The organism is Streptomyces boetiae (assembly GCF_031845405.1).
Taxonomy (GTDB): Bacteria; Actinomycetota; Actinomycetes; order Streptomycetales; family Streptomycetaceae; genus Streptomyces; species Streptomyces boetiae.
On record NZ_JAVREN010000009.1, the window covers coordinates 122,323 to 144,694 of the forward strand.

Here is a 22,372-nt window from a genome sequence, read left to right on the forward strand (position 1 = left end):
ACGCAAGGTAAGTACCCATGTCGGACGGAGTGGTCACATGGCTGGCAGCGGGCAGCGCGGCGGAGGGCGTGCGGTTCTCAGTACGAGCCGTCACACACAGGAGGGGGCTGCGGCATGAGCGGGGTCGCGGTGCAGATCGGTCTGCGCGCCCCCAGCGCGAGCGACTGGGTCACCGGGCGCTGCTGGCTCTACTGCCGCCGGGAGAACGTCAGGGTGCTGTGGATCGGCCCGCTGCGCACGCCGGTCGCGGAGGGCGACCTGTACGCCTGCGGCCGGTGCATCGCCGAACTGATGCTGCTGGCGCGGGAGGAGGAGCGCCGCCGGGACCTGGAGGAGCTGGCCGCGCCGTACCGGTGCGACCACCGGGAGCTGGAGACGCGGGACAGAGAAACGTTCTGCCGGGGCTGCGGGCGCCAGATCTACCTCTGACGGGTAGCGTCCGGTGCATGCATGCGATCACGATTCCTGAACCGGGCGGCCCCGAGGCGCTGGTGTGGGCGGAGGTGCCCGACGCGGTGGCGGGGCCGGGCGAGGTGCTGATCGAGGTGGCCGCGAGCGGGGTCAACCGCGCGGACGTGCTCCAGCGGCAGGGCTTCTACGACCCGCCGCCGGGCGCCTCGCCCTACCCCGGCCTGGAGTGCGCGGGCCGGGTGGCGGCGGTCGGCGAGGGCGTGACGGACTGGCGGCCGGGCGACGAGGTCTGCGCGCTGCTCTCGGGCGGCGGGTACGCCGAGCTGGTCGCCGTGCCCGCCGGGCAGGTGCTGCCGCCGCCGGCGGGGGTGGACCTGACGACGGCCGGGGCCCTGCCCGAGGTGGCCGCCACCGTCTGGTCCACGGTCTTCATGATGGCCGGGCTGAAGGCGGGGGAGACGCTGCTGGTGCACGGCGGCGGCAGCGGCATCGGGACGCTGGCCATCCAGCTCGCGAAGGCGGCCGGGGCGCGGGTGGCGGTGACGGCGGGCAGCGCCGCGAAGCTGGAGCGCTGCCGCGAGCTGGGCGCGGACGTCCTGATCAACTACCGCGAGCGGGACTTCGCCGAGGAGCTGGCGGGGCGGGCCGACGTGATCCTGGACATCATCGGCGCGAAGTACCTGGCGGGCAACGTCAGGGCGCTGGCCACGGGCGGGCGGCTGGTGATCATCGGCTTCCAGGGCGGGGTGCGGGCGGAGCTGGACCTGCGGGCGCTGCTGGCCAAGCGGGCCTCGGTCACGGCGGCCTCGCTGCGGGCCCGCCCCGCGGAGCAGAAGGCCGAGATCGTCGGGGAGGTCGGCAAGCACGTCTGGCCGCTGCTGGCCGGGGGGTCGGTGCGGGCCGTGGTGGACCGCCGGGTCCCGATGGCCGAGGCGGCCGAGGCGCACCGCGTGATGGAGGCGAGCGACCACGTGGGAAAGATCGTCCTCACTCGCTGACGTCCCCCTGTCCCGAGATGCCCGATTCCTCCGCTCATGTGATGCTGATAACAGTCATCGGAACGTGCGAAGGGGCGGACCAGTGCGGGTGTGGGTGGGAGTGGTGCTCGCCGCGGCGGCCCTGATGGCCGTGCTCGTGCCCTCCGTGGCCGCCGCCGTCGCGAACGACGAGCCGCGCCCGGCGGAGCGCTCGGAGCCCGCCCCCCGCAGGCCGGCGCACGCCGCCCAGCCGACCGGCCAGATCCTCCCGGTCCTCCCCCTCGGCGCCGGCCTCACCTGCCTCGGCCTCGGCCTCGGCACCCTCGGCTACCGCCTCCGCCGCGCATAGCGCTTCCCGCGCTGCCCCTGCCCCCGCCGCGCGCGGATGACGCCCTCCCCGCCGGTCCGTCGTCGCCCCGCCGAGCGCGCACGCCCGGCGCCGCCCGCAGGGCCTTCCGGCCTCCGGCCGGTCGGGAATCGCTCCGCGGTGCGTACGGCCGGCCGGTGCTCGGCGCGCGGGCGCTGGAGCGCGGGATCCCGCGGCCCGCCGCGTCGCGGTACGTCGCCCGGCGGTGCCTCGCGGTGGGCCGGTCCCGGCTCCCGGTGCGGTCTCGGGCCCGGGCCGCGTCCGCCCGACGGCCGTCTCCGGGCCGGCCCTCGGGGGCGCCCGGCCGACGGGTGCCCCCATCGTGTCGGCCGGCTGCCTCCCCGTCCTTCGGTGACGGATCCCCTCGCGTCCTTCCGGCCGCCGCTTCGGTCCCGGTCCCGGGAACGCAAGGCGCGGCTCCCGCGGCAAGTCCCGTCTCCGGTCCGGCGGTCGGCCCCCCGCCGTGGTCCCCGCCCCGCGGTCGGCCCCGAGCGGGCTTGCCCCGCAGAAGCATACTGGGTATACATACTCGGTATGTCGATCCGTTACGGGCTACTGGCCCTGCTGGAGAGCGGGCCGCGGTACGGCTCGCAGCTTCGTGCCGAGTTCGAGTCGCGCACGGGAGCTACCTGGCCGCTGAACATCGGGCAGGTGTACACGACGCTGGGGCGTCTGGAGCGGGACGGGCTGATCGGGCCCGAGGGGGGCGGGGACGCCAAGCAGCAGCTGTACGCGATCACGGAGGCCGGGCGGCGGGAGCTGGGGGCGTGGTTCGCCCGGCCCGTGGACCGGTCGCAGCCGTCGCGGGACGAGCTGGCCATCAAGCTCGCGATGGCCGTCGGCAGCCCCGGCGTGGACGTGCGCGGCATCATCCAGGGCCAGCGCCGCCACACGCTGAAGGTCATGCAGGACTACACCCGGCTCAAGGCCCGCGCGCTGGCCGCCGCCCAGGAGCCGGGCGGGGACGCGGGCCAGGACATCGCCTGGCTGCTCGTGCTGGAGCAGTTGATCTTCCACGCCGAGGCCGAGGCCCGCTGGCTCGACCACTGCGAGGCCCGCCTCGTGCGCCTCGCCGCCGAACGCCGGGCCGCGGCGCCGACGGCCGCCACCCGGGCCGTTCCCGCGGAGGCCCAGGAGAGCCGGGACAGCTTCGCCGAGAGGGGAGCCGCGTCGTGACCACCACCGAGGCGTCCCCGGCCCAGGCCGTCGCCGCCGCCCGCGAGCCCGTCCTGCGCCTGGTCGGCCTGACGCGGGTGTACGCCGCGGGCGTGGCCGCCGTGCAGGCCCTGCGCGGGGTCGATCTGACCGTCCACACGGGGGAGTTCGTCGCCGTGATGGGCCCCTCCGGCTCCGGGAAGTCCACGCTGCTGACCCTGGCCGGAGGGCTGGACAGGGCCAGCGGCGGCCAGGTGCTCGTCGAGGGCCAGGACCTGGGCCGCCTCAGCCGCGCCCGGCTGGCCAAGGTCCGCCGTACCAGCGTCGGCTACGTCTTCCAGGACTACAACCTCATCCCCGCCCTCACCGCCGCCGAGAACATCGCACTGCCCCGCGAGCTGGACGGCGTCCCCGCGCGCCGGGCCCGCCGCGAGGCGCTGGCCGCGCTGGAGGAGATCGGCCTGCCGCAGCTCGTGGACCGCTTCCCCGACGAGATGTCCGGCGGCCAGCAGCAGCGGGTGGCCATCGCCCGCGCCCTGGTCGGCGAACGCCGCCTCGTGCTGGCCGACGAGCCGACGGGGGCGCTGGACTCCGAGACCGGCGAGGCCGTCCTGGCCCTGCTGCGCAAGCGCTGCGACGAGGGGGCGGCGGTTGTGCTCGTGACCCACGAGCCGCGGTACGCGGCCTGGGCGGACCGGGTGGTCTTCCTGCGGGACGGCACCGTCGTCGACCAGTCCGTCGCCGCCGACCCCGAGTCGCTGCTGACCGGCGAGGTCACCTCATGAGCGTCGCACGTGCGGCTGCCGGGCCGCAGCCGACGACGAGAGCCGCGCTGTGCCGCGCGGGCGGAGAAGCGACCAGGGAGGCACAGTGAGCGGAGCCCGCGGCGGCAGGCTGACCACCTGGCGCCTGGCGTTGCGCATAGCCCGCCGCGAGGCGGTGCGTGCCAAGGGCCGCAGCGCCCTGGTCGTGGCCATGATCGCGCTGCCCATCCTGGGCGTCAGCGCCGCCGACCTGGCGCTGCGCAGCAGCGAGCTGTCCCCGCAGGAGCAGCTCACCCGCGAGATGGGCCGGGCCGAGGCGCGCTTCCGCGTCGAGACCGACGGCACGCCCGTGCTCCAGTCGCCCGAGGCCGACGAGGTGCTGTACGTCGACCCGGAGACGGAGGGCCTCCCCGACGCGCGGCCCACGACCCCCGGCGAGGTCGCCGAACGGCTGCGCGCGCTCCTGCCGCCCGGCACCGAGGTGTACTCCGACGAGTCCACCGAGGCCGTCGTCCACACCCGCTCCGGCCTGATGTCCGGCGTTCTGCGCGAGGTCGAGGCCGGCCCCGTCACTGAGGGCATGATCACGCTGCTGCGCGGCCACTACCCCGAGGACCCGGCCGAGGTGATGGCCACCGAGTCCTTCCTGGACGAGAGCGGCCTGCACGTCGGCTCCGAGCTGCGCCTGCGGGACGGGGACCGGACCTTCCGCATCGTCGGCGCCTACGAGCTGCCCGGCTCCCTGGACGCCACCGAGGTCACCGGACTCCCCGGCTCCCTGCTCGCCGCGCTGCCCGAGGAGCGCAGGTCCGCCTACCTCGGCGGGACCGCCCTCCTCGCGGACGTGCCGGCGCGGGCGGGCGGGGCCGTCACCTGGGAGATGGTGGTCGCCGCCAACGAGCAGGGCCTCACCGCCGAGTCCAAGGCGGTCGTGGCGAACCCGCCGCCCGACTCCGAGGTCCCGCTGTACGCCGAGGGCGACCGGTCGTACGCGAGCAGCGCGGTGGACGGCCGCGTGGTGGCCGCCGCGGTCACCGTCGTCTCGCTGATCATCCTGGAGATCTGCCTGCTGGCCGGGCCCGCGTTCGCCGTCGGCGCCCGCCGCTCCCGCCGCCAGCTCGGCCTGATGGGCGCCAACGGCGGTGACCGCCGCCACCTGCGCGCCGTGATGCTCGCCAGCGGCGTCGTGCTCGGCGCCGTCGCCGCCGTCGTCGGCGTGGCCGGCGGCCTGCTGCTCACGCTGGCCGCCCACCCGCTCATCGAACGCCAGGCGGGCAGCCGCTTCGGCGCCTGGGACCTGCGGCTCGCCGAGCAGGCCGCGATCGCCGGGCTCGCCGTGCTGGTCGGCCTGCTGGCCGCCCTCGTCCCCGCGCTGAACGCCGCCCGCTCGCCCGTGCTGGAGTCCCTGACCGGCCGCCGCGGCACCCGCCGCGCCAACCGCGCGCTGCCCGTCACCGGCGCGGTGGCCCTCGTCCTGGGGGCGGCGCTGGCCACGGCCGGGGCCGCGCTGTTCGACGGAACGACCGTGGTGGCCGTCGGCGCGGTCCTGGCCGAGCTGGGCCTGGTCGCGATGACGCCCGTCCTGGTCGGCCTCTTCGGACGGCTCGGCCGCCGGCTGCCCCTGTCCGGGCGGCTGGCCCTGCGCGACGCCGCGCGGAACCGCGGGCGAACGGCCCCGGCCGTCGCCGCCGTGCTCGCGGCCGTCGCGGGCACCGTCGCCGTGGCCACGTACATGATCAGCGACGACGCCGAGCAGCGCGCCCGGTACGAGGCCATGCTGCCGGAGGGCGCCGTCTCGCTCACCGCCTGGGAGGAGCAGGACCGCGCGGCGCTGGACCGGGCCGCCGCGCTGGCCGAGCGGCAGCTCCCCGTCGCGGAGCGCGCGGACCGCGGGGAGGTCGTTCCCGCCCGGGACTGCGACGTGTTCTCGGGCGAGGACTGCGGGGTGGCCGAGGTCGTCGTCCCCGAGCGACACGTCTGCCCCCTCTACGCGCCCGGCTCCGAGAACCTGACCGAGGCCCAGCGGCTGGAGTACGGCCAGGACTGGCGCTGCGAGGCCGAGGGCGGCTTCTCCAGCGGCTCGGGCATGGCCGTGGGCGGGCCCGAGCTGCTGCGGGTGCTCGGCGTTCCGGAGAACGAGGTGCGGGAGGCCGCCGCGGCCCTGGAGGCCGGCGAGGCCGTCGTCTTCTCCGACCGCTGGACGGACGCGGAGGGCACCGTGACCACCCGGGTGTGGGAGGGCGCCCCCGAGTACGGCGAGGACGGCGAGATCGCCGAGGAGCCGGACGTCACCGCCGCCTTCCCGGCCCACCGCGCCGAGGGCGAGAGCTACGGCCTGCCGCCGCTGATCTCCCCGGAGGCCGCGCGGGACGCCGGCCTGACCGTCATCCCCACGACGGTCTACTACTCCACCGAGCGCGTGCCCACGGGCGAGGAGCAGCAGCGTCTGGAGGCCGGCCTGGCCGCCCTGGGGACGCCGCCCTCCCTCTATGTGGAGGACGGCTACGACGGCGACCCGACCGCCGCGCTGCTGATCCTCTCCGTCGCGGCGATGATCATCACCCTCGGCGCGGCCGGGATCGCCACCGGGCTGGCGCAGGCCGACTCCGAGGCCGACCTCGCCACCCTCGCGGCGGTGGGGGCCACGCCCCGGGTGCGGCGCACCCTCTCCGGCCTCCAGTGCGGGGTGATCGCGGCGATGGGCGTGCTGCTGGGCGCGGCCTCGGGCCTGATCCCCGCGCTCGGGCTGCGGCTGGCCGACCACCGCTCGGACGTGGCGTTCTGGGAGCAGGGAGTCGCGCAGGGCTGGGCGGACGGGGCGCGCCCCGCGCTGTTCATCGAGCTGCCCTGGGGCACCTTCCTCCAGCTCCTGGTGGTGGTTCCGCTGGTCGCCTGCCTGGTCGCGGCCCTGCTGACCCGCTCCCGCATCCACCTCGCGCGGCGGGCGGGGTGACGGCCGTTGCATGATGGGGGTATGACTCAGCCGAGGAACGAACCACCGCAGGAGAACTCCCAGATCCTGGTCGTGGGGCCGGACGGGATGGCTATCGGCCACGCCTCGCCCCGGGGGGACGGGGAGGGCGGCGAGGGGCCCGCCGAGATGCCCGTGACCGAGATGGTGGAGCAGCCGGCGAAGGTCATGCGGATCGGCAGCATGATCAAGCAGCTCCTGGAGGAGGTGAAGGCCGCCCCGCTGGACGAGGCGAGCCGCGCCCGGCTGAAGGAGATCCACGCCAGCTCGGTCAAGGAGCTGGAGGAGGGCCTGGCGCCGGAGCTGGTGGCCGAACTGAGCCGCCTCTCGCTGCCGTTCACGGAGGGCACCGTGCCGACCGACGCGGAGCTGCGGATCGCGCAGGCCCAGCTGGTCGGCTGGCTGGAGGGCCTCTTCCACGGCATCCAGACGGCGCTGTTCGCCCAGCAGATGGCGGCGCGGGCCCAGCTGGAGCAGATGCGGCGGGCCCTGCCGCCCGGCGCGATCCCGCCGGACGACGGGGAAGGGGAGCCCGGGGAGAAGCGCGGCGGCGCGCGCTCGGGGCCCTACCTCTGATTCCGGCTACTCCTTCGGACGAACGGCCGCCCCCGGTCCCGCCTCGTGTGGCGGGGCCGGGGGCGGCTCGCGTTCGCGCCGGCCGGCGCTGGGCCGGTCGTTCAGCCGGTCGTTCAGCCCCAGGTGAGGAGGCGCCGGGGGCGTTCCAGGATGTCGGCGACGTCCCGGAGCACGCGGGAGCCCAGCTCCCCGTCGACCAGGCGATGGTCGAAGGAGAGGGCGAGGGTGGTGACGTGCCGGGGCACGACCTTGCCCTTGTGCACCCAGGGCTGCTCGCGGATCGCGCCGAAGGCGAGGATGGCCGACTCCCCGGGGGTGAGGATGGGGGTGCCGGCGTCGATGCCGAAGACGCCGATGTTGGTGATGGTCACCGTGCCGCCGCGCATGTCGGCCAGCGAGGTCCTGCCCTCCTTGGCGGTGGCGACCAGGTCGGCCAGCGCGCGGGACAGCTCGGGCAGGGACTTGGAGCCGGCGTCCTTGATGTTCGGCACGATCAGGCCGCGGGGGGTGGCCGCGGCGATCCCCAGGTTGATGTAGTCCTTGTGGACGATCTCCTGGTTCTCCTCGTCCCAGGCGGCGTTGACCCCGGGATTGCGGCGGATCGCGATCAGCAGCGCGCGGGCGACGATCAGCAGCGGGTTGACGCGGAGCCCGGCCAGGTCCGGGTCCTTCCGCAGCCGCTCGACCAGGCGCACGGTGCGGGTGACGTCCACGGTGACGAACTCGGTGACGTGCGGCGCGGTGAACGCACTCTCCACCATCGCCTGCGCGGTCGCCTTCCGCACCCCCTTCACCGGCTCCCGCCGCTCCCCGGGGACGGTTGCCTGCGGCGCCATTGCCTGCGGCGCAGGGGCCACGGGGGGAACGTCCGTGGCGGGGGCCTGCGTCACCTGCGGCGCTGGGGGAACGTCCGTGGCGGCGGCCCGCGCCTCGGCGGCGGCCTGCACGTCCTCGCGGGTCACGATGCCCCCGGCTCCGGTCGGAGCCACGGTCGCCAGATCGATCCCCAGATCCTTGGCCATCTTCCGCACGGGCGGCTTGGCCAACACGGCCCCGCCTCCACGCACGGCCGCGCCGTTCCGCCCGGCCACCCCGGGAACGCCCGCCTGCACGGCGGAGCCGTTCCCGACCCCGGCACGGCCACCCGCCGGGGCAAGGCCCGCCCCGGCCGCCGGAGCGCCCGCCTGCGCGGGGCCGTACCCGACAGCGGGCGAACCCACCGCCGGCGCGTCGCCCGGGGCGTTCGCACCCGGCCCGGTACCGAGGGCCGCGCCGCCAGGCACGGCACGTGCCGCGCCATGGCCGGCCCCGCCGACGCCCGCGCCGGTCTGCGCGGCGTAGCCGGGGCCCGGGGCCCCGGACCCCGGGCCGGCGTTCGCCGGAGGCGGGGCGCTTGCCCCGGAGGGCGAGCCCGCCGGAAGGCCGCCGCCAGGCGCAGCGTCCGCGCCGGTCTGCGCAGCGCGGCCGGGGCCCGCGGCACCGGCGTTCGCCTCAGGCGCCGCCCCGCCAGGGGCACCCGCCCCGGCGGGCGAGCCGGGCTGGGCCGGGGATCCGGCCCCGGCCGCAGGGCCGCCGTCGGCGGGCGCGCCCGGGGGCGACTTCCGCGGGCGGCGGCGCGTCTGCTGCGGGGAGACGCCGTAGCCGACCAGAACGGGCTGGCGGGCCGCAGGCCCGTCGCCGGAGTCCGAGTCCGCGGGGGCCTCGCCGCCCGCGGAGGGCGCCGTGTCGATGGTGATGATCGGCGTGCCCACGTCGACCGTGGCGCCCTCCTCGAAGAGCAGCTCGCGCACCAGGCCGTCGTAGGGGATCGGCAGCTCGACCGCGGCCTTCGCCGTCTCGACCTCCACCACCACCTGGCCGTCGGAGACGGCGTCACCCGGCCGCACCAGCCACTTCAGGATCTCGGCCTCCGTGAGGCCCTCCCCCACGTCCGGCATCCTGAACTCGCGGTAGCGCTGTGTGGTCATGGTCATGACTCTCCCTCTCGCCACAACACGTCAGTACGCCAAGGCGCGGTCGACGCTGTCCAGCACCCGGTCCAGACCCGGAAGGTACTCCTCCTCGATCCGCGCCGGCGGATAGGGCGCGTGGAAGCCCCCGACCCGCAGCACCGGCGCCTGGAGGTGGTAGAAGCACCGCTCTGTGATCCGCGCCGCCAGCTCGGCCCCCGCGCCGAAGAAGACCGGCGCCTCGTGCACGACGACCAGCCGCCCGGTCCGCTCGACCGAGGCCTGCACGGTGTCGAAGTCGAGCGGCGAGACCGACCGCAGGTCGATCACCTCCAGCGAGACCCCGTCGTCCTCAGCGGCCACGGCCGCGGCCAGCGCCGTCTTGACGGTCGGCCCGTACGCGACCACCGTCAGGTCCGTCCCCGGCCGGATGACCTTCGCGGCGTGCAGCGGCCCCGGAATGCCCTCCGGGTCCACCTCGCCCTTGTCCCAGTACCGGGCCTTCGGCTCGAAGAAGATCACCGGGTCGTCGCACTCGATCGCCTGGCGCAGCATCCAGTACGCGTCGCCCGCCGTCGAGGGGGAGACGACCTTCAGCCCCGCCACGTGCGCGAACAGCGACTCCGGCGACTCGCTGTGGTGCTCCACCGCGCCGATGCCGCCCCCGTAGGGGATGCGCACGACGACCGGCAGCTTCACCGTGCCCAGCGAGCGGGCGTGCATCTTCGCGAGCTGCGTGACGATCTGGTCGTACCCGGGGAAGACGAACCCGTCGAACTGGATCTCGGCCACCGGCCGGTACCCGCGCAACGCCAGCCCGATCGCCGTCCCGATGATCCCCGACTCCGCGAGCGGGGTGTCGATCACCCGGTCCTCGCCGAAGTCCTTCTGCAGCCCGTCCGTGACGCGGAAGACGCCGCCCAGCTTGCCGACGTCCTCGCCCATCACCAGGACCTTGGGGTCGCTGTCCAACGCTCCGCGCAGCGCCGCGTTCAGCGCCCGCGCCACGGCCATCCGCTCCCCGGCCCGGCTCCCGGACGCGGGCCCGGCCGTCTCTCTCGCCGCCGTCTCCACGGTCTCCGCGGCCATGTCAGTTGCTCCCCTCGTGGTCGGCGAAGGACGCGAGGTACGCCGCGTACTGGGCCCGCTCCTCGTCGACCAGCGCGTGGCCGTCGGCGTAGGTGTGCTCGAACATCGCCATCGGGTCGGGGTCGGGCATCGACCGGATGACCTCGCGCACCCGCCGGGCCAGCGCGTCGCTCTCGGCCTCAAGCTCCGCGAAGTACCCCTCGTCCGCCGCGCCCTCACGCTCCATCAGGCGCCGCAGCCGCAGGATCGGGTCGCGCGCCTCCCAGATCTCCAGATCCTCGTCCCGCCGGTAGCGCGTCGGGTCGTCGGAGGTGGTGTGCGCGCCCATCCGGTAGGTGTACGCCTCCACCAGCGTCGGCCCCTGCCCGGTGCGGGCGTGCTCGGCGGCGGCGCGGGTGACCGCGAGGACCGCCAGGACGTCGTTGCCGTCCACCCGGACCCCGGGGAAGCCGTAGCCGCTGGCCCGCTGGTAGAGCGGCACCCGGCTCTGGCGCTCGGTGGGCTCGGAGATCGCCCACTGGTTGTTCTGGCAGAAGAAGACCACCGGCGCCTGGTAGACGGCGGCGAACGTGAACGCCTCGGCGACGTCGCCCTGGCTGGAGGCCCCGTCCCCGAAGTACGCCATCACGGCGGCGTCCGAGCCGTCCTTGGCCACGCCCATTGCGTACCCGGCCGCGTGCAGGGTCTGGGAGCCGATGACGATCGTGTAGAGGTGGAAGTTGTTCGAATTCGGGTCCCAGCCGCCGTGGTTGACGCCCCGGTACATCCCCAGCAGGATCGTCGGGTCCACGCCGCGGCACCAGGCCACGCCGTGCTCGCGGTAGGTCGGGAAGACGTAGTCGTCGTCGCGCAGGGCCCGGCCGGAGCCGATCTGCGCGGCCTCCTGGCCCAGCAGCGAGGGCCACAGGCCCAGCTCGCCCTGGCGCTGGAGGGCGGTGGCCTCGGCGTCGAAGCGCCGGGTGAGCACCATGTCGCGGTACAGGCCGCGCAGCTGCTCGGGGGTGGTCTCGAGGGCGTAGTCCGGGTGGGTGACGCGCTCGCCCTCGGGGGTGAGCAGCTGCACCATCTCGGGAGCCCCGCCGCCGGCCGCGGCCGGGCGTACGCCTCCCGCGGGCCTCGCCGCGGCCTTCCCCGCCGTCTTCGCGGCCGTCTTCGCGGCCGTCTTCCCCGCGCCCCTCGCGGCCGTCTTCCGGGCGGGCTTCGCGCCCTCCGCCGCCGCGGCCTTCTTCGCGGTCCGGGCGGGCTTCGCCGCCGCGGCCGTCCTGTCGCTCGTGCCGGTGCTCCGGGTGGTGCTGCGGCGGGGGGTGCCGCGCGCTGCTGTGCTATCCACGGTCACTCGTGCTCCTCCGTCGGTCCGGCCCCCGGGGTCTGCCGGGCGGCCGGAACGGCCAGCCCGGTCCCGTACGGCGCACGGGGGGTGATGTGCGGCGCGGACGGAACCGAGCGGATGTGTGTCCCGGTCGTGTCCCGTTCTCCGGCCCCATGAGAGCACGGTATCCAGTGGGTCCACAAGCTACGAAAGCGCCCCTGACCTGCGGATTTACCTGGAAATCCAAGTACTTCCCGGTGCGGGGTGACGGCACTGGGCCCAGCCTGACAGGGCGGGAGGACACCTGCACGTTAACGCGCCAGGCGGGCCCGCGGGAAGGGAATCCGGCGGGACGCGGGCCCGGACGTCCTGTGCGACACTGCTCAATGTGCCAGAAAACGGAAAAATTACCGTCTTTCTTCTGGACGACCACGAGGTCGTCCGGCGCGGCGTGCACGACCTCCTCGCGATGGAACCCGACATCGAGGTGATCGGCGAGGCCGGCACCGCGGCCGAGGCCATGGCCCGGATCCCGGCCGCCCGCCCCGACGTCGCCGTGCTCGACGTGCGCCTCCCGGACGGCAGCGGCGTGGAGGTCTGCCGCGAGGTCCGCTCCCGCGACGAGCACGTCAAGTGCCTCATGCTCACCAGCTACGCCGACGACGAGGCGCTGTTCGAGGCGATCATGGCGGGCGCCTCCGGCTACGTCCTCAAGGCCATCAGGGGAACGGAGCTGCTGAGCGCCGTCCGCGACGTGGCCGCGGGCAAGTCCCTGCTCGACCCCGACGCCACCCTGCGGGTCCTGGCCCGGCTGCGCGGCGGCGGCGCGCCCGGGGAGGGCGCGGCGGCGGAGGACGACCGGCTGGAGCGGCTCACCGACCAGGAGCGCCGCATCCTGGACCTGATCGGCGACGGCCTGACCAACCGCGCCATCGGCGAGGAGCTGCACCTGGCCGAGAAGACCATCAAGAACTACGTCTCCAGCCTGCTCTCCAAGCTCGGCATGGAACGCCGCTCCCAGGCCGCCGCGTACGTGGCCCGCCGCCAGGCCGAACAGCGCCGCTGAGCCGGCCGCGGCCTCAGTCGCAGAAGGCGTCGCGCACGGCGCGGGCGTTGCGGGTCCACCACACCACCAGGGCCGCGGCGGCCGGGAACTGGGGGTCCGCGCGGTGGTCGTCGCGCTCGTAGTGCCAGCGCAGCATCCAGAAGTCGTTCAGCCGCTCCCACCACACCCGCCGCACGGCGGCGGCGAGTTCGGCCGGGGAGGCGCCGCCCGCGGCGCGGTAGGCGCGGGCGTAGGCCCGGACCTTCGGCAGCTCCAGGCTGCCGTCCGGGCGCAGGTAGAAGATCGCCGCGGCCCGCACCGCCTCCTCCGCGCGCGGTCGCACCCCCAGGCGGTCCCAGTCCACGATGGCCACCGGCTCCACGGGCCCCTCGGCCCGGTAGAGCAGGTTCAGCGGGTGGAAGTCCCCGTGCACCCACCCCTCGGCCGGGACCTCGGCCCTGCCGGGCCGCAGGTGCGCGTGGGCGCGCAGCATCGACCGGCGCTCCAGCAGCCGGTGCTCGGCCAGCTCGTCGAAGCCGGTGCGCCGCGCCCTCCCCCGCACCCGCGCCAGCAACTGGTCGATCAGCGCCTGGGTGTCGGCGGGCGCGGCGGACTCCCCCGCCGGGGACCGCCGCAGTGGCGAGCGTGCTATGACGTGCTCCAGCGCCCGGTGGACGCCCCCCAGCAGCGCGCCGAGCCGGCGGCTCTGGGCGGGGCTCAGCTCCCGCCCGTCCCGGTGCCTGCCCTCCACCCACGGGTGCAGCGCGTACCTGCGGTGCCCGTGAACGACCACGGTGCGGCCGTCGCGGTCCGCCAGCGGGGGCGCCACGGGCAGGCCGAGCGTGGCCAGGGCCGCGGTCGCGCGGTGCTGCCTGACCAGGGATATGACCGTCTCCGGGTCCCCGCCGAGGTGGTGCTTGAGGAAGAAGTGCCCGCGGGTGGTCGCCAGCCGGTAGCCGCGGTTCAGCAGGCCCTCGGCGACGCGCTCGCAGGCCACGGGCTCGCCCGCGCCATAGCGTTCCAGCAGGTGGGTCAGGGTGCGCTCGGGGAGCCGGGCCTGCGTGTCGGCCTTCATTGGCCGTTCGGGTCGCTGGCACCTTCCAGGGCGCCTCCGGCCTCCTCGCCGCCGGGGCCGCCCCCGGGATCCCCGATCGCTCCCCCCTGGTCGGTGCCCTCGTCGGCGCCTCCGTCAGCACCCTCGTCGGTGCCCCCGGTGTCCGGCGGTTCCTCCCGTGTCCGTCGGCTCGCTCGGCGTCGGCTCCGTCGGGGTCGGCGTCTCGGGCTCGGTCGTCGGGTCCGTGGGGGTGGCGCTGGGCGTCTCGTCCCCGGTCTCGGTGGGGTAGTCCTGCGTCGGCGGGACGTAGTCGTCCTCGGTCGGGTCCGCCGACTCCTCGTCCCCGGTGCTCGGGCTCTCGTCCGCCGTCTCGTCGTCCTGCGTGCTGCCCGTGGTCGAGGTGTCCGTCTCGCCGGGCGAGCCGCCCGGGTCCTCCCCGCCGCCGAGGTTGGCCGCGATCAGCACCCCGGTGCCGATGGCCACCAGCGCCAGCAGGGCGACCAGTATGAGACGCCCGCGACGGCCGTTGCCCCCGGGCCCGCCCCGGCCGTCGTAGCCGTCGTACCCGTCGCCGCCGCCGCTGGGGTCGCCCAGCAGCAGCGGGGCCGCGTACTGCCCGGTCGGCGTGTCCGCGCCGGGGTGGCGGCCGGTGGGCGCGCCCCCGGCCGGGGTGCCCATCGGCGGGGTCGGGCCGCCGGCGATGGCGCCGGTGTTCCACAGGCCGCCGGTGCGGGGGCCGTGCTCCTGGAGCATCCGCAGCGCGTACTGCACGACGCCGCGCATCTCCTCAGCCGTCTGGAACCGGTCGTCCGGGTCCTTCGCCAGCGACCGCATGACCAGGCCGTCCAGCTCGGGCGGGGCGTTCTCCGACAGCTCCGAGGGCAGCCGCGGCTGGTCCTGCACGTGCTGGTAGACCACGGCCAGCGGGGTCTCGCCCACGAAGGGCGGGCGGCGGGTCAGCAGCTCGAACAGCAGGCAGCCCACCGCGTACAGGTCGGAGCGGGTGTCCACGGCCTTGCCCAGCGCCTGCTCGGGGGAGAGGTACTGCGGCGTGCCCATCACCATGCCGGTCTGGGTCATGGTCTGGGCCGCGCCGTGCAGGGCGCGGGCGATGCCGAAGTCCATCACCTTGACGCTGCCGGTGTCGGTGATGATGACGTTGGCCGGCTTGATGTCGCGGTGCACGATGCCGTGCTGGTGGCTGTAGGCCAGGGCCTCCAGCACGCCGGAGACGATCGTCAGGGCCTGCTCGGCGGGCGGCGCGTCGGACTCGCTCAGCAGCTCGCGGATCGTGCGGCCGTGGATCAGCTCCATCACGATGTACGGCACCAGCTTGGGGCCGACCCGCTCCTCGCCGGAGTCGTAGACCGCGACGACGGCGTGGTGGTTCAGCCCGGCCACGGACTGCGCCTCGCGCGTGAAGCGGGCCTTGGACACCGGGTCCTCGGCGAGGTCCGAGCGCAGCAGCTTCACCGCGACCGCGCGCCCGAGGCGCACGTCCTCGGCGGCGAAGACCTCCGCCATGCCGCCCCGGCCCAGCCGGCTCACCAGGCGGTAACGCCCCTCGCCGACGAGGCCATTGTTGCCCCACAGCGAGGCCGAGTCGGGCGCTTCGGGCTCGTCCGCGCCGGAGCCCCCCGCGCCTTGCTCCTGTGCCATCGACTCCTCGCCCTGTTCGGCCCTGTCCCCCGGTCATCAAACCCGCTCCGGGCCCGCGCTGACAAGTTGGGTCACGGCGGGGACCTGCACACACGCGCCCACCGCGCACACACCCGCCGCACACGCGCGGCCGACGCGCACGGGCCGCGCGGGGTCCCGCCGGGGCGCGGGGCGGGAGGACGGGAGACGCGGGGGTGTTCCACGGCCGTTCCCCGGCCGATCCGCAGGCGTTCAGCGATGGTGCTACGCGCGTAGCGCAACGCCAGGGGCAGGCGTGTCTACGCGGGCGCGGCTTCCCGGCGTCCCCGGTGTTCCCCGTGTCCTCGGTGCGCCCGGCCCCCGGGCGCACCGGTCAGTGGGCCAGGGGGAAGCTGGTGATGATGCGCTCGGCCACGTCCGCGTCGCCCTCGATCTTGAGGCGGTCCGCGACGCGGCGCCCGCGCACCCGGCCGCTGACCAGCCGCGCGAAGGTCTCCCAGTCCAGCGTGAAGGTGACGAGCGGCCCCAGCGACGGGCTGCTGTCCACCGAGCCCTGGCCCTCGTCGTTCACCCGGACCGTGCGCAGGAACTCCACAGGACCGTGCACGTCGAAGACGAACGCCGACCTGCGCGGGGCGCCCGCGTCCTCCGCGATGACCTTGGCCAGCCGCGTCAGCAGCACGTCCCGGGCGATGTGGGCGGCGGGGGAGTCGAGGTTGCCGGGGCGGCGCAGGGCCCGGCGCACGTCCTGCTCGTGGGTCCACACGTCGAAGACGCGCGCCTGCAGGAAATCGGCCAGCGTCGTCTTGCCGTACAGCGGGTAGCTGATCACGTCCTCGGGCTTGCGGCGCTCGTTCCGCAGCTGCCGGGAGCGGCGGATGATCGTGTACTCCAGCTCGCTGGTCATCTCGGGGCCGGTGTGGTGCCGGCGCACGTCCACCTGGACCTCCAGGTAGCGGGTGGTCTCGTCGGTGACGTGGTAGAGGTCGCGGGGGAGGGTGTGGATCGGCCGCGGGTCGCCCAGCGCCTCGCACTCGCCGCCGATCACGTGGGAGACCACGTCGCGCACGGACCAGCCGGGGCACTCCGTGGGGCGGTTCCACTCGCCGTCCACGAGGGAGGAGACGAGCTCGGATATCGCCTCGATGGACTGGGTCCAGGCGTCGATGGACGGCTGAAGGCTCTGCACGGTCACGGGACCCCTCGTGGCGGTTCGGCGCTGCTGGCTTGGAAGTTCACACCGTACGCCGGGCCGGCGCGGCGGGTGAATGTTTCTGGTGACGAATCCTAGGGCCCTCCCCTGCCGGTGGAGAACCTCGGGAGAGCACCGCTCCCGCTCGCGCGACCTGCCCATGTCGCCGCCGTGACGCCCGGGTTTCGGGGGTTCTCTGACGGCCCGTCGCCGGGTCGCCGCCGGTCCGTCGCCGGTCCGCCGGCCGCCGTCAGGCCGTCGTCCGTCCGCCGTCAGGCCCGCCAGGACGGGTCGAGGAAGGCCGTCATGGCGTTGGCCAGCAGGTAGGGGTCGGCCACGGCGCACAGCTCGCGGGCGGAGTGCATGGAGAGGATGGCCGCGCCCACGTCCACGGTGGCGATGCCGTGGCGGGCCGCGGTGATCGGGCCGATGGTCGTGCCGCAGGGCATGGCGTTGTGCGAGACGAAGCTCTGCCAGGGCACCCCGGCGCGCTCGCAGGCGGCGGTGAAGCCCGCGCGGCCCGCCCCGTCCGTGGCGTAGCGCTGATTGACGTTCACCTTCAGGAGGGGGCCGCCGCCGGCCATGGGGTGGTGCGTGGGGTCGTGCCGCTCCGCGTAGTTGGGGTGGACGGCGTGCCCGGTGTCGGAGGAGAGGCACAGGGAGCCGGCCAGGGCGCGGGCGCGCTCCTCGTAGCCGCCGCCGCGCGCGTGCACGGATCGTTTCAGCACGGTCCCGAGCAGGGGGCCCTCGGCGCCGGTGTCGGAGGTGCTGCCGTTCTCCTCGTGGTCGAACGCCGCGAGCACGGGGATGAACGACAGGCCCGCGCCGTGGGCGGAGACGGCGGCCAGGGCGGCCGTGGCGGCGTGCACGGACAGGAGGTTGTCCATCCGGGGGCCGGCCAGCAGCTCGCGGTCGCGGCCGAGGTAGGCGGGCGGCTCGACGCTGTGCGCCATCAGGTCGAAGCCGGCGACCTCCCCGGGCGCCAGGCCCGCCTCGGCGGCCAGGAACGCGATCAGCTCGCCCTCGCGGGGGGTGCCGATGCCCCACAGCGGGGTCATGTGCTGCTGGCGGTCCAGCTTCAGCCCGTCGTTGACCCCGCGGTCGAGGTGGATCGCGAGCTGGGGGACGCGCAGCAGCGGGCGGTCGACGTCGACCAGCACCGAGCGGCCGTCGCGCAGGCTCAGCCGCCCGGAGAGGCCGAGGTCGCGGTCGAGCCAGGTGTTCAGCAGCGTGCCGCCGTAGATTTCGACGGCGATCTGCTTCCAGCCGTGCCGCCCGGTGTCGGGGACCGGCTTGACGCGCAGGTTCGGCGAGTCGGTGTGCGCCCCGATCACGCGGAACGGGGTGGCCGCCGTCGCGTGCTCCGGCACGTACCAGGCGATGAGCGCCCCCCCGCGCAGCACGTAACGCCCGCCCGCCGCGCCGTCCCAGGCCGCCGTCTCCTCGGCCTGCCGGAACCCGGCCTTCTCCAGCCGCGCCGCCGCGTTCGCCACCGCGTGGTAGGGGGAGGGGGAGGCCGCGAGGAACGCCATCAGGTCGTCGGTGTGGGCCCGATCGAAGGCGGGTGCGCGCGCAGTCATGGGGATCAGCATAAGGACCGATCGGGCCGGACGCCCCTGGCCGGGCGGGAGCCCCGCAGGGGCGGGGTGCCCGGGCTGCCGGGGCGACGGGCGGCCCAACGGGCGGTGAATCCTGCGCTACCTCACCAACCAGGTCGGCCGCGACATCATCCGCGCCGAGGGCCACCGCCCCTGCACCGAACTCCGCGACCCCGTCCGGTGCCGCCCGGAGCGCGGCGCCGAGTCCGCCGAGGAGACGGCGGAGGAGGAGGGCACGGCGGCGTCCGAGCCGGAGGACTGAGGGGCACCGCGGACTTCCGGCCGGAGCGATGAGTTCTGCCGCGTGCCCCGGTCCTATCCGGTGAACGCCGAGCGAGCGGAGGCAGGAATGGACAAGCAGTTCACCGCGACCCTGCGGAAGAGCCCGGAAAAGGGCGGCTGGACGTACGTGGTGTGGCCCGAGTCGGCCGAGTTCTTCGGCACCCGCGGCCTGGTGAAGGTCCGCGGCACGATCGACGGCCACCCCTTCCGGAGCGCCTTCATGGCCCTGGGCGACGGCACCCACAAGCTCCCGGTGAAGGCGGCCACCCGCCGCGCCATCGGCAAACAGGAGGGCGACACGGTCACCGTCCGCCTGGAGGAGCGCCTGACGGCCTGACGGCGGCCCGGAACGGGCCCGGGCCCCGGTCCCATGGGCGGGGACCGGGGCCCGGGGGGATCCGTGAAGGGGCCGGGGCGTGGGTGTCAGAAGGCCGCTTCGTCCAGATCCATGAGGGAAAGGTCCGTGGCCTCCGCGATGGTCTTCGCGAGGGCGACGCCGGGCAGCACCGTGGCCGCGAAGTGCTTCGCGGCGGCGATCTTGCCCTGGTAGAACGGCCGGTCCTTGGCGGAGGCGTCCGGCAGCTTGGCGGCGGCCACGGCCGCGCCGCGCAGCAGGAGGTAGCCGACCACCACGTCGCCGGAGGCGAGCAGGAACTCGGTGGTGTTGAGGCCGACCTTGTAGAGGGACTTCACGTCCTTCTCGGTGCCCGCCAGGTACGTCAGCAGCACGCCGACCGTGGCCTCCAGCTCGCCCAGGGCGGCGGTGAGGTGCTCGCGGGCGCCGGCCAGCTCCTCGCCGCCGGGGGCCTCGGCGAGGAACTTCTTGATCTCCTCGGCCAGCGCGGAGAGGGCCTTGCCCTCGTTGCGCACGATCTTGCGGAAGAAGAAGTCCTGGCCCTGGATCGCCGTGGTGCCCTCGTAGAGGGTGTCGATCTTGGCGTCCCGGATGTACTGCTCGATCGGGTACTCCTGGAGGTACCCGGAGCCGCCCAGGGTCTGGAGGGACTGGGCGAGCTGCTCGTAGGACTTCTCCGAGCCGTAGCCCTTGACGATCGGCAGCAGCAGGTCGTTCAGGGCGTTCAGCGTGGAGGTGTCCTCGCCGGCGGCCTCCGCGACCTGGATGTCGTCCTGGACGGTGGCCGTGTAGAGGGCCAGGGTGCGCATGCCCTCGGCGTACGCCTTCTGCGTCATCAGCGAGCGGCGCACGTCGGGGTGGTGCGTGATGGTGACGCGCGGGGCCTGCTTGTCCATGAACTGGGTCAGGTCCGCGCCCTGCACGCGCTCGCGGGCGTACTCCAGGGCGTTGAGGTAGCCGGTGGAGAGGGTGGCGATGGCCTTCGTGCCGACCATCATCCGCGCGAACTCGATGATCTTGAACATCTGGCGGATGCCGTCGTGCTTCTCGCCCAGCAGCCAGCCCTTGGCGGGGTGGTTGGCGCCGAAGGTCATCTCGCAGGTGTTGGAGACCTTCAGGCCCATCTTGTGCTCGACGTTGGTGGCGTAGACGCCGTTGCGCTCGCCCAGCTCGCCGGTCTCCCAGTCGAAGTCGTACTTCGGCACGATGAAGAGCGACAGGCCCTTGGTGCCCGGGCCGTGGCCCTCGGGGCGGGCGAGCGTGAAGTGGATGATGTTGTCCGCGAGGTCGTTCTCGCCGGAGGTGATGAAGCGCTTGACGCCCTCGATGTGCCAGCTGCCGTCCTCCTGCTTGACGGCCTTGGTGCGCCCGGCGCCCACGTCGGAGCCGGCGTCCGGCTCGGTGAGGACCATGGTGGCGCTCCACTGCTTGTCGACCAGGAGCTGGGCGATCTTGCGCTGCTCCTCGGTGCCCTCGTCGTAGAGCACGCGGCCGAAGGTCGGGCCGCAGGAGTACATGTGGACGGCCGGGTTGGAGCCCAGGACGTTCTCGGCCATGGCCCACACCAGGGAGCGCGGGGCGTTCACGCCGCCCAGCTCCTCGCCGATGCTCAGGCGCCACCACTCGGCCTTCATGTAGGCCTCGTAGCTCTTCTTGAACGCTGCGGGCAGGGGCGCGGTGTTCGTCTCGGGGTCGAAGACCGGGGGGTTCCGGTCGGACTCGGTGTACGACTCGGCCAGCTCGTTCTCGGCCAGCCTGACCATCTCCGCGAGCATGGTCTTGGCGGTGTCGCTGTCCGTCTCCGCGAACGGCCCGGTGCCGTAGACGGTGTCGCGGCCAAGGACCTCGAACAGGTTGAACTCGATGTCGCGGAGATTCGACTTGTAGTGCCCCATGGCGACGACTCCGTTGCTCCGTAGATTGAGACGCGGGTACCGACTGGTAGCACCCATGATGCTACCCGCGGGTAATAAGGCGCAAGCGTTCGTCGGGCATCTCCCCCGAAGGGGGTCAGTACTCTTTCTCACATGTACGGCTACGACCAGTCCGGATACCCGGGCCAGCAGCCCTACGGCGCTCAGGGCCAGCAGCTCTACCCGGAGCAGCCGCAGCAGCAGGCGGCGGCGCCCGCGGCGCCGCCCGCGCCCCCCTCGCTCACCGACGCGCTGAGGGCGTACACCTCCGGCGCGATGTCCAGCGAGGAATTCCACGACATCTTCCTGGGGGCCAAGATCTACTGCCCCCGCGGCGAGAATCCCGGCTTCCTGGCGCTGCACAACACCCAGCAGCCGGTGATCCCGCTTTTCACCTCCCTCAAGGAGCTGCGCCGCTACGCCGGGAAGGAGTCGCGCTACTTCACCGTCACCGGCGGCGAGGTGCTCGACCTGCTGCCCTCGGGGTACGGCTTCGCGCTGGATCTCGAGGGCGAGCACCGGATCGTGCTGGACGCGAAGTCGGTGGAGGAGATGGTCGACTACACGATGCGGCGGATGTACGGCTGACCCGGCCCGGCGGGACGATCCGGGTCCGCGTCCGGCGGGAGGCGCCGACGGGAAGAGAGTCGCGACGACAGTTGTTCATCGTTCAACTATCCTGGCGGCACCCGCCGCGGACCGCCCCGAGGAGGCCACGATGCCCGCCATCACCGTCGAGAACCCCCTGACCCTGCCCCGCGTCCCCTCCCCCGAGGCCCCGGCCGTTCCCCGCCCCGTGCGGGCCGTGACCACCGCCCCCAGCGGCTTCGAGGGGGAGGGCTTCCCGGTGCGCCGGGCGTTCGCGGGCATCCACCACCGGCACCTGGACCCGTTCATCATGATGGACCAGATGGGTGAGGTGGAGTACGCGCCGGGCGAGCCCAAGGGCACCCCCTGGCATCCCCACCGCGGCTTCGAGACCGTGACCTACCTGCTCGACGGCACCTTCGTGCACCAGGACTCCGAGGGCGGCGGGGGGGTGATCAACGACGGCGACACCCAGTGGATGACCGCCGGGTCCGGCCTGCTGCACATCGAGGCCCCGCCGGAGTCGCTGGTCGCCTCCGGCGGCCTCTTCCACGGCATCCAGCTGTGGGTGAACCTCCCGTCCGCCGACAAGATGACCGCCCCCCGGTACCAGGACATCGGAGGCGGCAACGTCCGCCTGCTGACCACGCCCGACGGCGGCGCCGTCCTGCGGCTGATCGCCGGCGAGCTGGCCGGGCACGAGGGCCCCGGGATCACCCACACGCCCATCACCCTCGTCCACGCCACCGTCGCCCCGGGCGCGCGGGTCAGCCTGCCCTGGCGGCCCGAGTTCAACGCCCTGGGCTACGTCCTCGCCGGACGCGGCAGCGCGGGCGCGGAGGAGCGCCCGGTCGCCCTCGGGCAGACGGCCGTCTTCGGCGCGGGGGACACGGTCACCGTCCGGGCCGACGAGCGGCAGGACGCGCACACCCCGTCCCTGGAGATCGTGCTGCTCGGCGGCCTGCCGATCCGCGAGCCGGTCGCGCACTACGGGCCGTTCGTGATGAACACGCACGCCGAGCTGGCGCAGGCCTTCGAGGACTTCAAGGCCGGGCGCCTGGGCCGCATCCCGGCCGCGCGGCGGGAGGACGGGGACGCGGCGGTACGCTGAGACACCGCGGGGCGCCCGGCGTTCCGCC

19 protein-coding genes are annotated in these 22,372 nt (G+C 74.4%); 11 read left to right on the forward strand and 8 right to left on the reverse strand.

The window, feature by feature from the left end; all coding sequences use genetic code 11:
• Positions 1–114: 114 nt before the first annotated feature.
• The 7 genes from RM780_RS09040 (at position 115) to RM780_RS09070 (ending at position 7,221) form a co-directional block, all read left to right on the forward strand.
• A complete protein-coding gene (locus tag RM780_RS09040) occupies positions 115–429 on the forward strand; it encodes a hypothetical protein (RefSeq protein ID WP_311630044.1) in 315 nt (104 codons plus the stop codon).
• Between the two features lie 17 nt (positions 430–446).
• Positions 447–1,409, forward strand: a complete 963-nt coding sequence (locus tag RM780_RS09045) for an NAD(P)H-quinone oxidoreductase (RefSeq protein ID WP_311630045.1) — start codon at positions 447–449, stop codon at positions 1,407–1,409.
• Between the two features lie 82 nt (positions 1,410–1,491).
• Positions 1,492–1,737 carry a hypothetical protein gene (locus RM780_RS09050; protein ID WP_311630046.1) on the forward strand — a complete coding sequence of 82 codons (246 nt, stop codon included), beginning with the start codon at positions 1,492–1,494 and terminating at the stop codon, positions 1,735–1,737.
• A gap of 552 nt (positions 1,738–2,289) precedes the next feature.
• Positions 2,290–2,931: a PadR family transcriptional regulator gene (locus RM780_RS09055; protein WP_311630047.1), complete on the forward strand. Its 642-nt coding sequence runs from the start codon at positions 2,290–2,292 to the stop codon at positions 2,929–2,931.
• The gene (locus tag RM780_RS09060) at positions 2,928–3,695 is read left to right on the forward strand and encodes an ABC transporter ATP-binding protein (protein ID WP_311630048.1); all 768 of its coding nucleotides are present in this window, start codon (positions 2,928–2,930) and stop codon (positions 3,693–3,695) included. The genes RM780_RS09055 and RM780_RS09060 overlap by 4 nt, the downstream gene beginning before the upstream one ends.
• An 85-nt stretch (positions 3,696–3,780) precedes the next feature.
• A complete protein-coding gene (locus RM780_RS09065; RefSeq protein WP_311630049.1) occupies positions 3,781–6,627 on the forward strand; it encodes an FtsX-like permease family protein in 2,847 nt (948 codons plus the stop codon).
• A 21-nt stretch (positions 6,628–6,648) separates the two neighbouring features.
• Positions 6,649–7,221: a bacterial proteasome activator family protein gene (locus tag RM780_RS09070; RefSeq protein ID WP_311630050.1), complete on the forward strand. Its 573-nt coding sequence runs from the start codon at positions 6,649–6,651 to the stop codon at positions 7,219–7,221.
• Positions 7,222–7,334: 113 nt separating this feature from the next.
• Here the strand turns inward: RM780_RS09070 and RM780_RS09075 are convergent, their stop codons facing one another.
• The 3 genes from RM780_RS09075 to pdhA all read right to left on the reverse strand — a co-directional run bounded on the left by RM780_RS09075 (position 7,335) and on the right by pdhA (position 11,595).
• Positions 7,335–9,194, reverse strand: coding sequence for a dihydrolipoamide acetyltransferase family protein (locus tag RM780_RS09075; RefSeq protein ID WP_311630051.1), 1,860 nt, complete (start codon positions 9,192–9,194; stop codon positions 7,335–7,337).
• A 24-nt stretch (positions 9,195–9,218) separates the two neighbouring features.
• Entirely contained in the window at positions 9,219–10,184 is a 966-nt protein-coding gene (locus RM780_RS09080) for an alpha-ketoacid dehydrogenase subunit beta (RefSeq protein WP_311630095.1), read from the reverse strand.
• Positions 10,185–10,260: 76 nt separating this feature from the next.
• Positions 10,261–11,595, reverse strand: coding sequence for a pyruvate dehydrogenase (acetyl-transferring) E1 component subunit alpha (gene pdhA, locus RM780_RS09085; RefSeq protein ID WP_311630052.1), 1,335 nt, complete (start codon positions 11,593–11,595; stop codon positions 10,261–10,263).
• A gap of 361 nt (positions 11,596–11,956) precedes the next feature.
• Here pdhA and RM780_RS09090 point away from each other — a divergent pair, with 361 nt between their 5' ends.
• Complete coding sequence (locus RM780_RS09090; protein WP_311630053.1) at positions 11,957–12,634, forward strand: response regulator transcription factor; 678 nt, start codon at positions 11,957–11,959, stop codon at positions 12,632–12,634.
• A 13-nt stretch (positions 12,635–12,647) separates the two neighbouring features.
• Here RM780_RS09090 and RM780_RS09095 read toward each other — a convergent pair whose 3' ends face one another.
• The 4 genes from RM780_RS09095 to RM780_RS09110 form a co-directional block, all read right to left on the reverse strand.
• A complete protein-coding gene (locus RM780_RS09095) occupies positions 12,648–13,688 on the reverse strand; it encodes a phosphotransferase (protein ID WP_311630054.1) in 1,041 nt (346 codons plus the stop codon).
• Between the two features lie 114 nt (positions 13,689–13,802).
• Positions 13,803–15,326 (reverse strand): protein kinase domain-containing protein, encoded by a 1,524-nt coding sequence (locus RM780_RS09100; RefSeq protein WP_449657197.1) that lies wholly within the window; start codon positions 15,324–15,326, stop codon positions 13,803–13,805.
• 352 nt (positions 15,327–15,678) lie between these two features.
• Positions 15,679–16,500, reverse strand: a complete 822-nt coding sequence (locus RM780_RS09105) for a maleylpyruvate isomerase family mycothiol-dependent enzyme (RefSeq protein ID WP_311630055.1) — start codon at positions 16,498–16,500, stop codon at positions 15,679–15,681.
• A gap of 269 nt (positions 16,501–16,769) precedes the next feature.
• Positions 16,770–18,077, reverse strand: coding sequence for a M18 family aminopeptidase (locus RM780_RS09110; protein ID WP_311630056.1), 1,308 nt, complete (start codon positions 18,075–18,077; stop codon positions 16,770–16,772).
• 367 nt (positions 18,078–18,444) lie between these two features.
• On the opposite strand from RM780_RS09110, the gene RM780_RS09115 reads away from it, so the two are divergent.
• Complete coding sequence (locus RM780_RS09115; RefSeq protein ID WP_311630057.1) at positions 18,445–18,714, forward strand: DUF1905 domain-containing protein; 270 nt, start codon at positions 18,445–18,447, stop codon at positions 18,712–18,714.
• A gap of 86 nt (positions 18,715–18,800) precedes the next feature.
• Here the strand turns inward: RM780_RS09115 and RM780_RS09120 are convergent, their stop codons facing one another.
• On the reverse strand, positions 18,801–20,627 hold the full coding sequence (locus RM780_RS09120; protein ID WP_311630058.1) for an acyl-CoA dehydrogenase: 1,827 nt from the start codon (positions 20,625–20,627) through the stop codon (positions 18,801–18,803).
• Positions 20,628–20,759: 132 nt separating this feature from the next.
• Between RM780_RS09120 and RM780_RS09125 the strand changes: the two genes are divergently transcribed.
• Entirely contained in the window at positions 20,760–21,233 is a 474-nt protein-coding gene (locus RM780_RS09125) for an SseB family protein (protein ID WP_311630059.1), read from the forward strand.
• 130 nt (positions 21,234–21,363) lie between these two features.
• Positions 21,364–22,344 carry a pirin family protein gene (locus RM780_RS09130; protein WP_311630060.1) on the forward strand — a complete coding sequence of 327 codons (981 nt, stop codon included), beginning with the start codon at positions 21,364–21,366 and terminating at the stop codon, positions 22,342–22,344.
• The last annotated feature ends 28 nt before the right edge of the window (positions 22,345–22,372 follow it).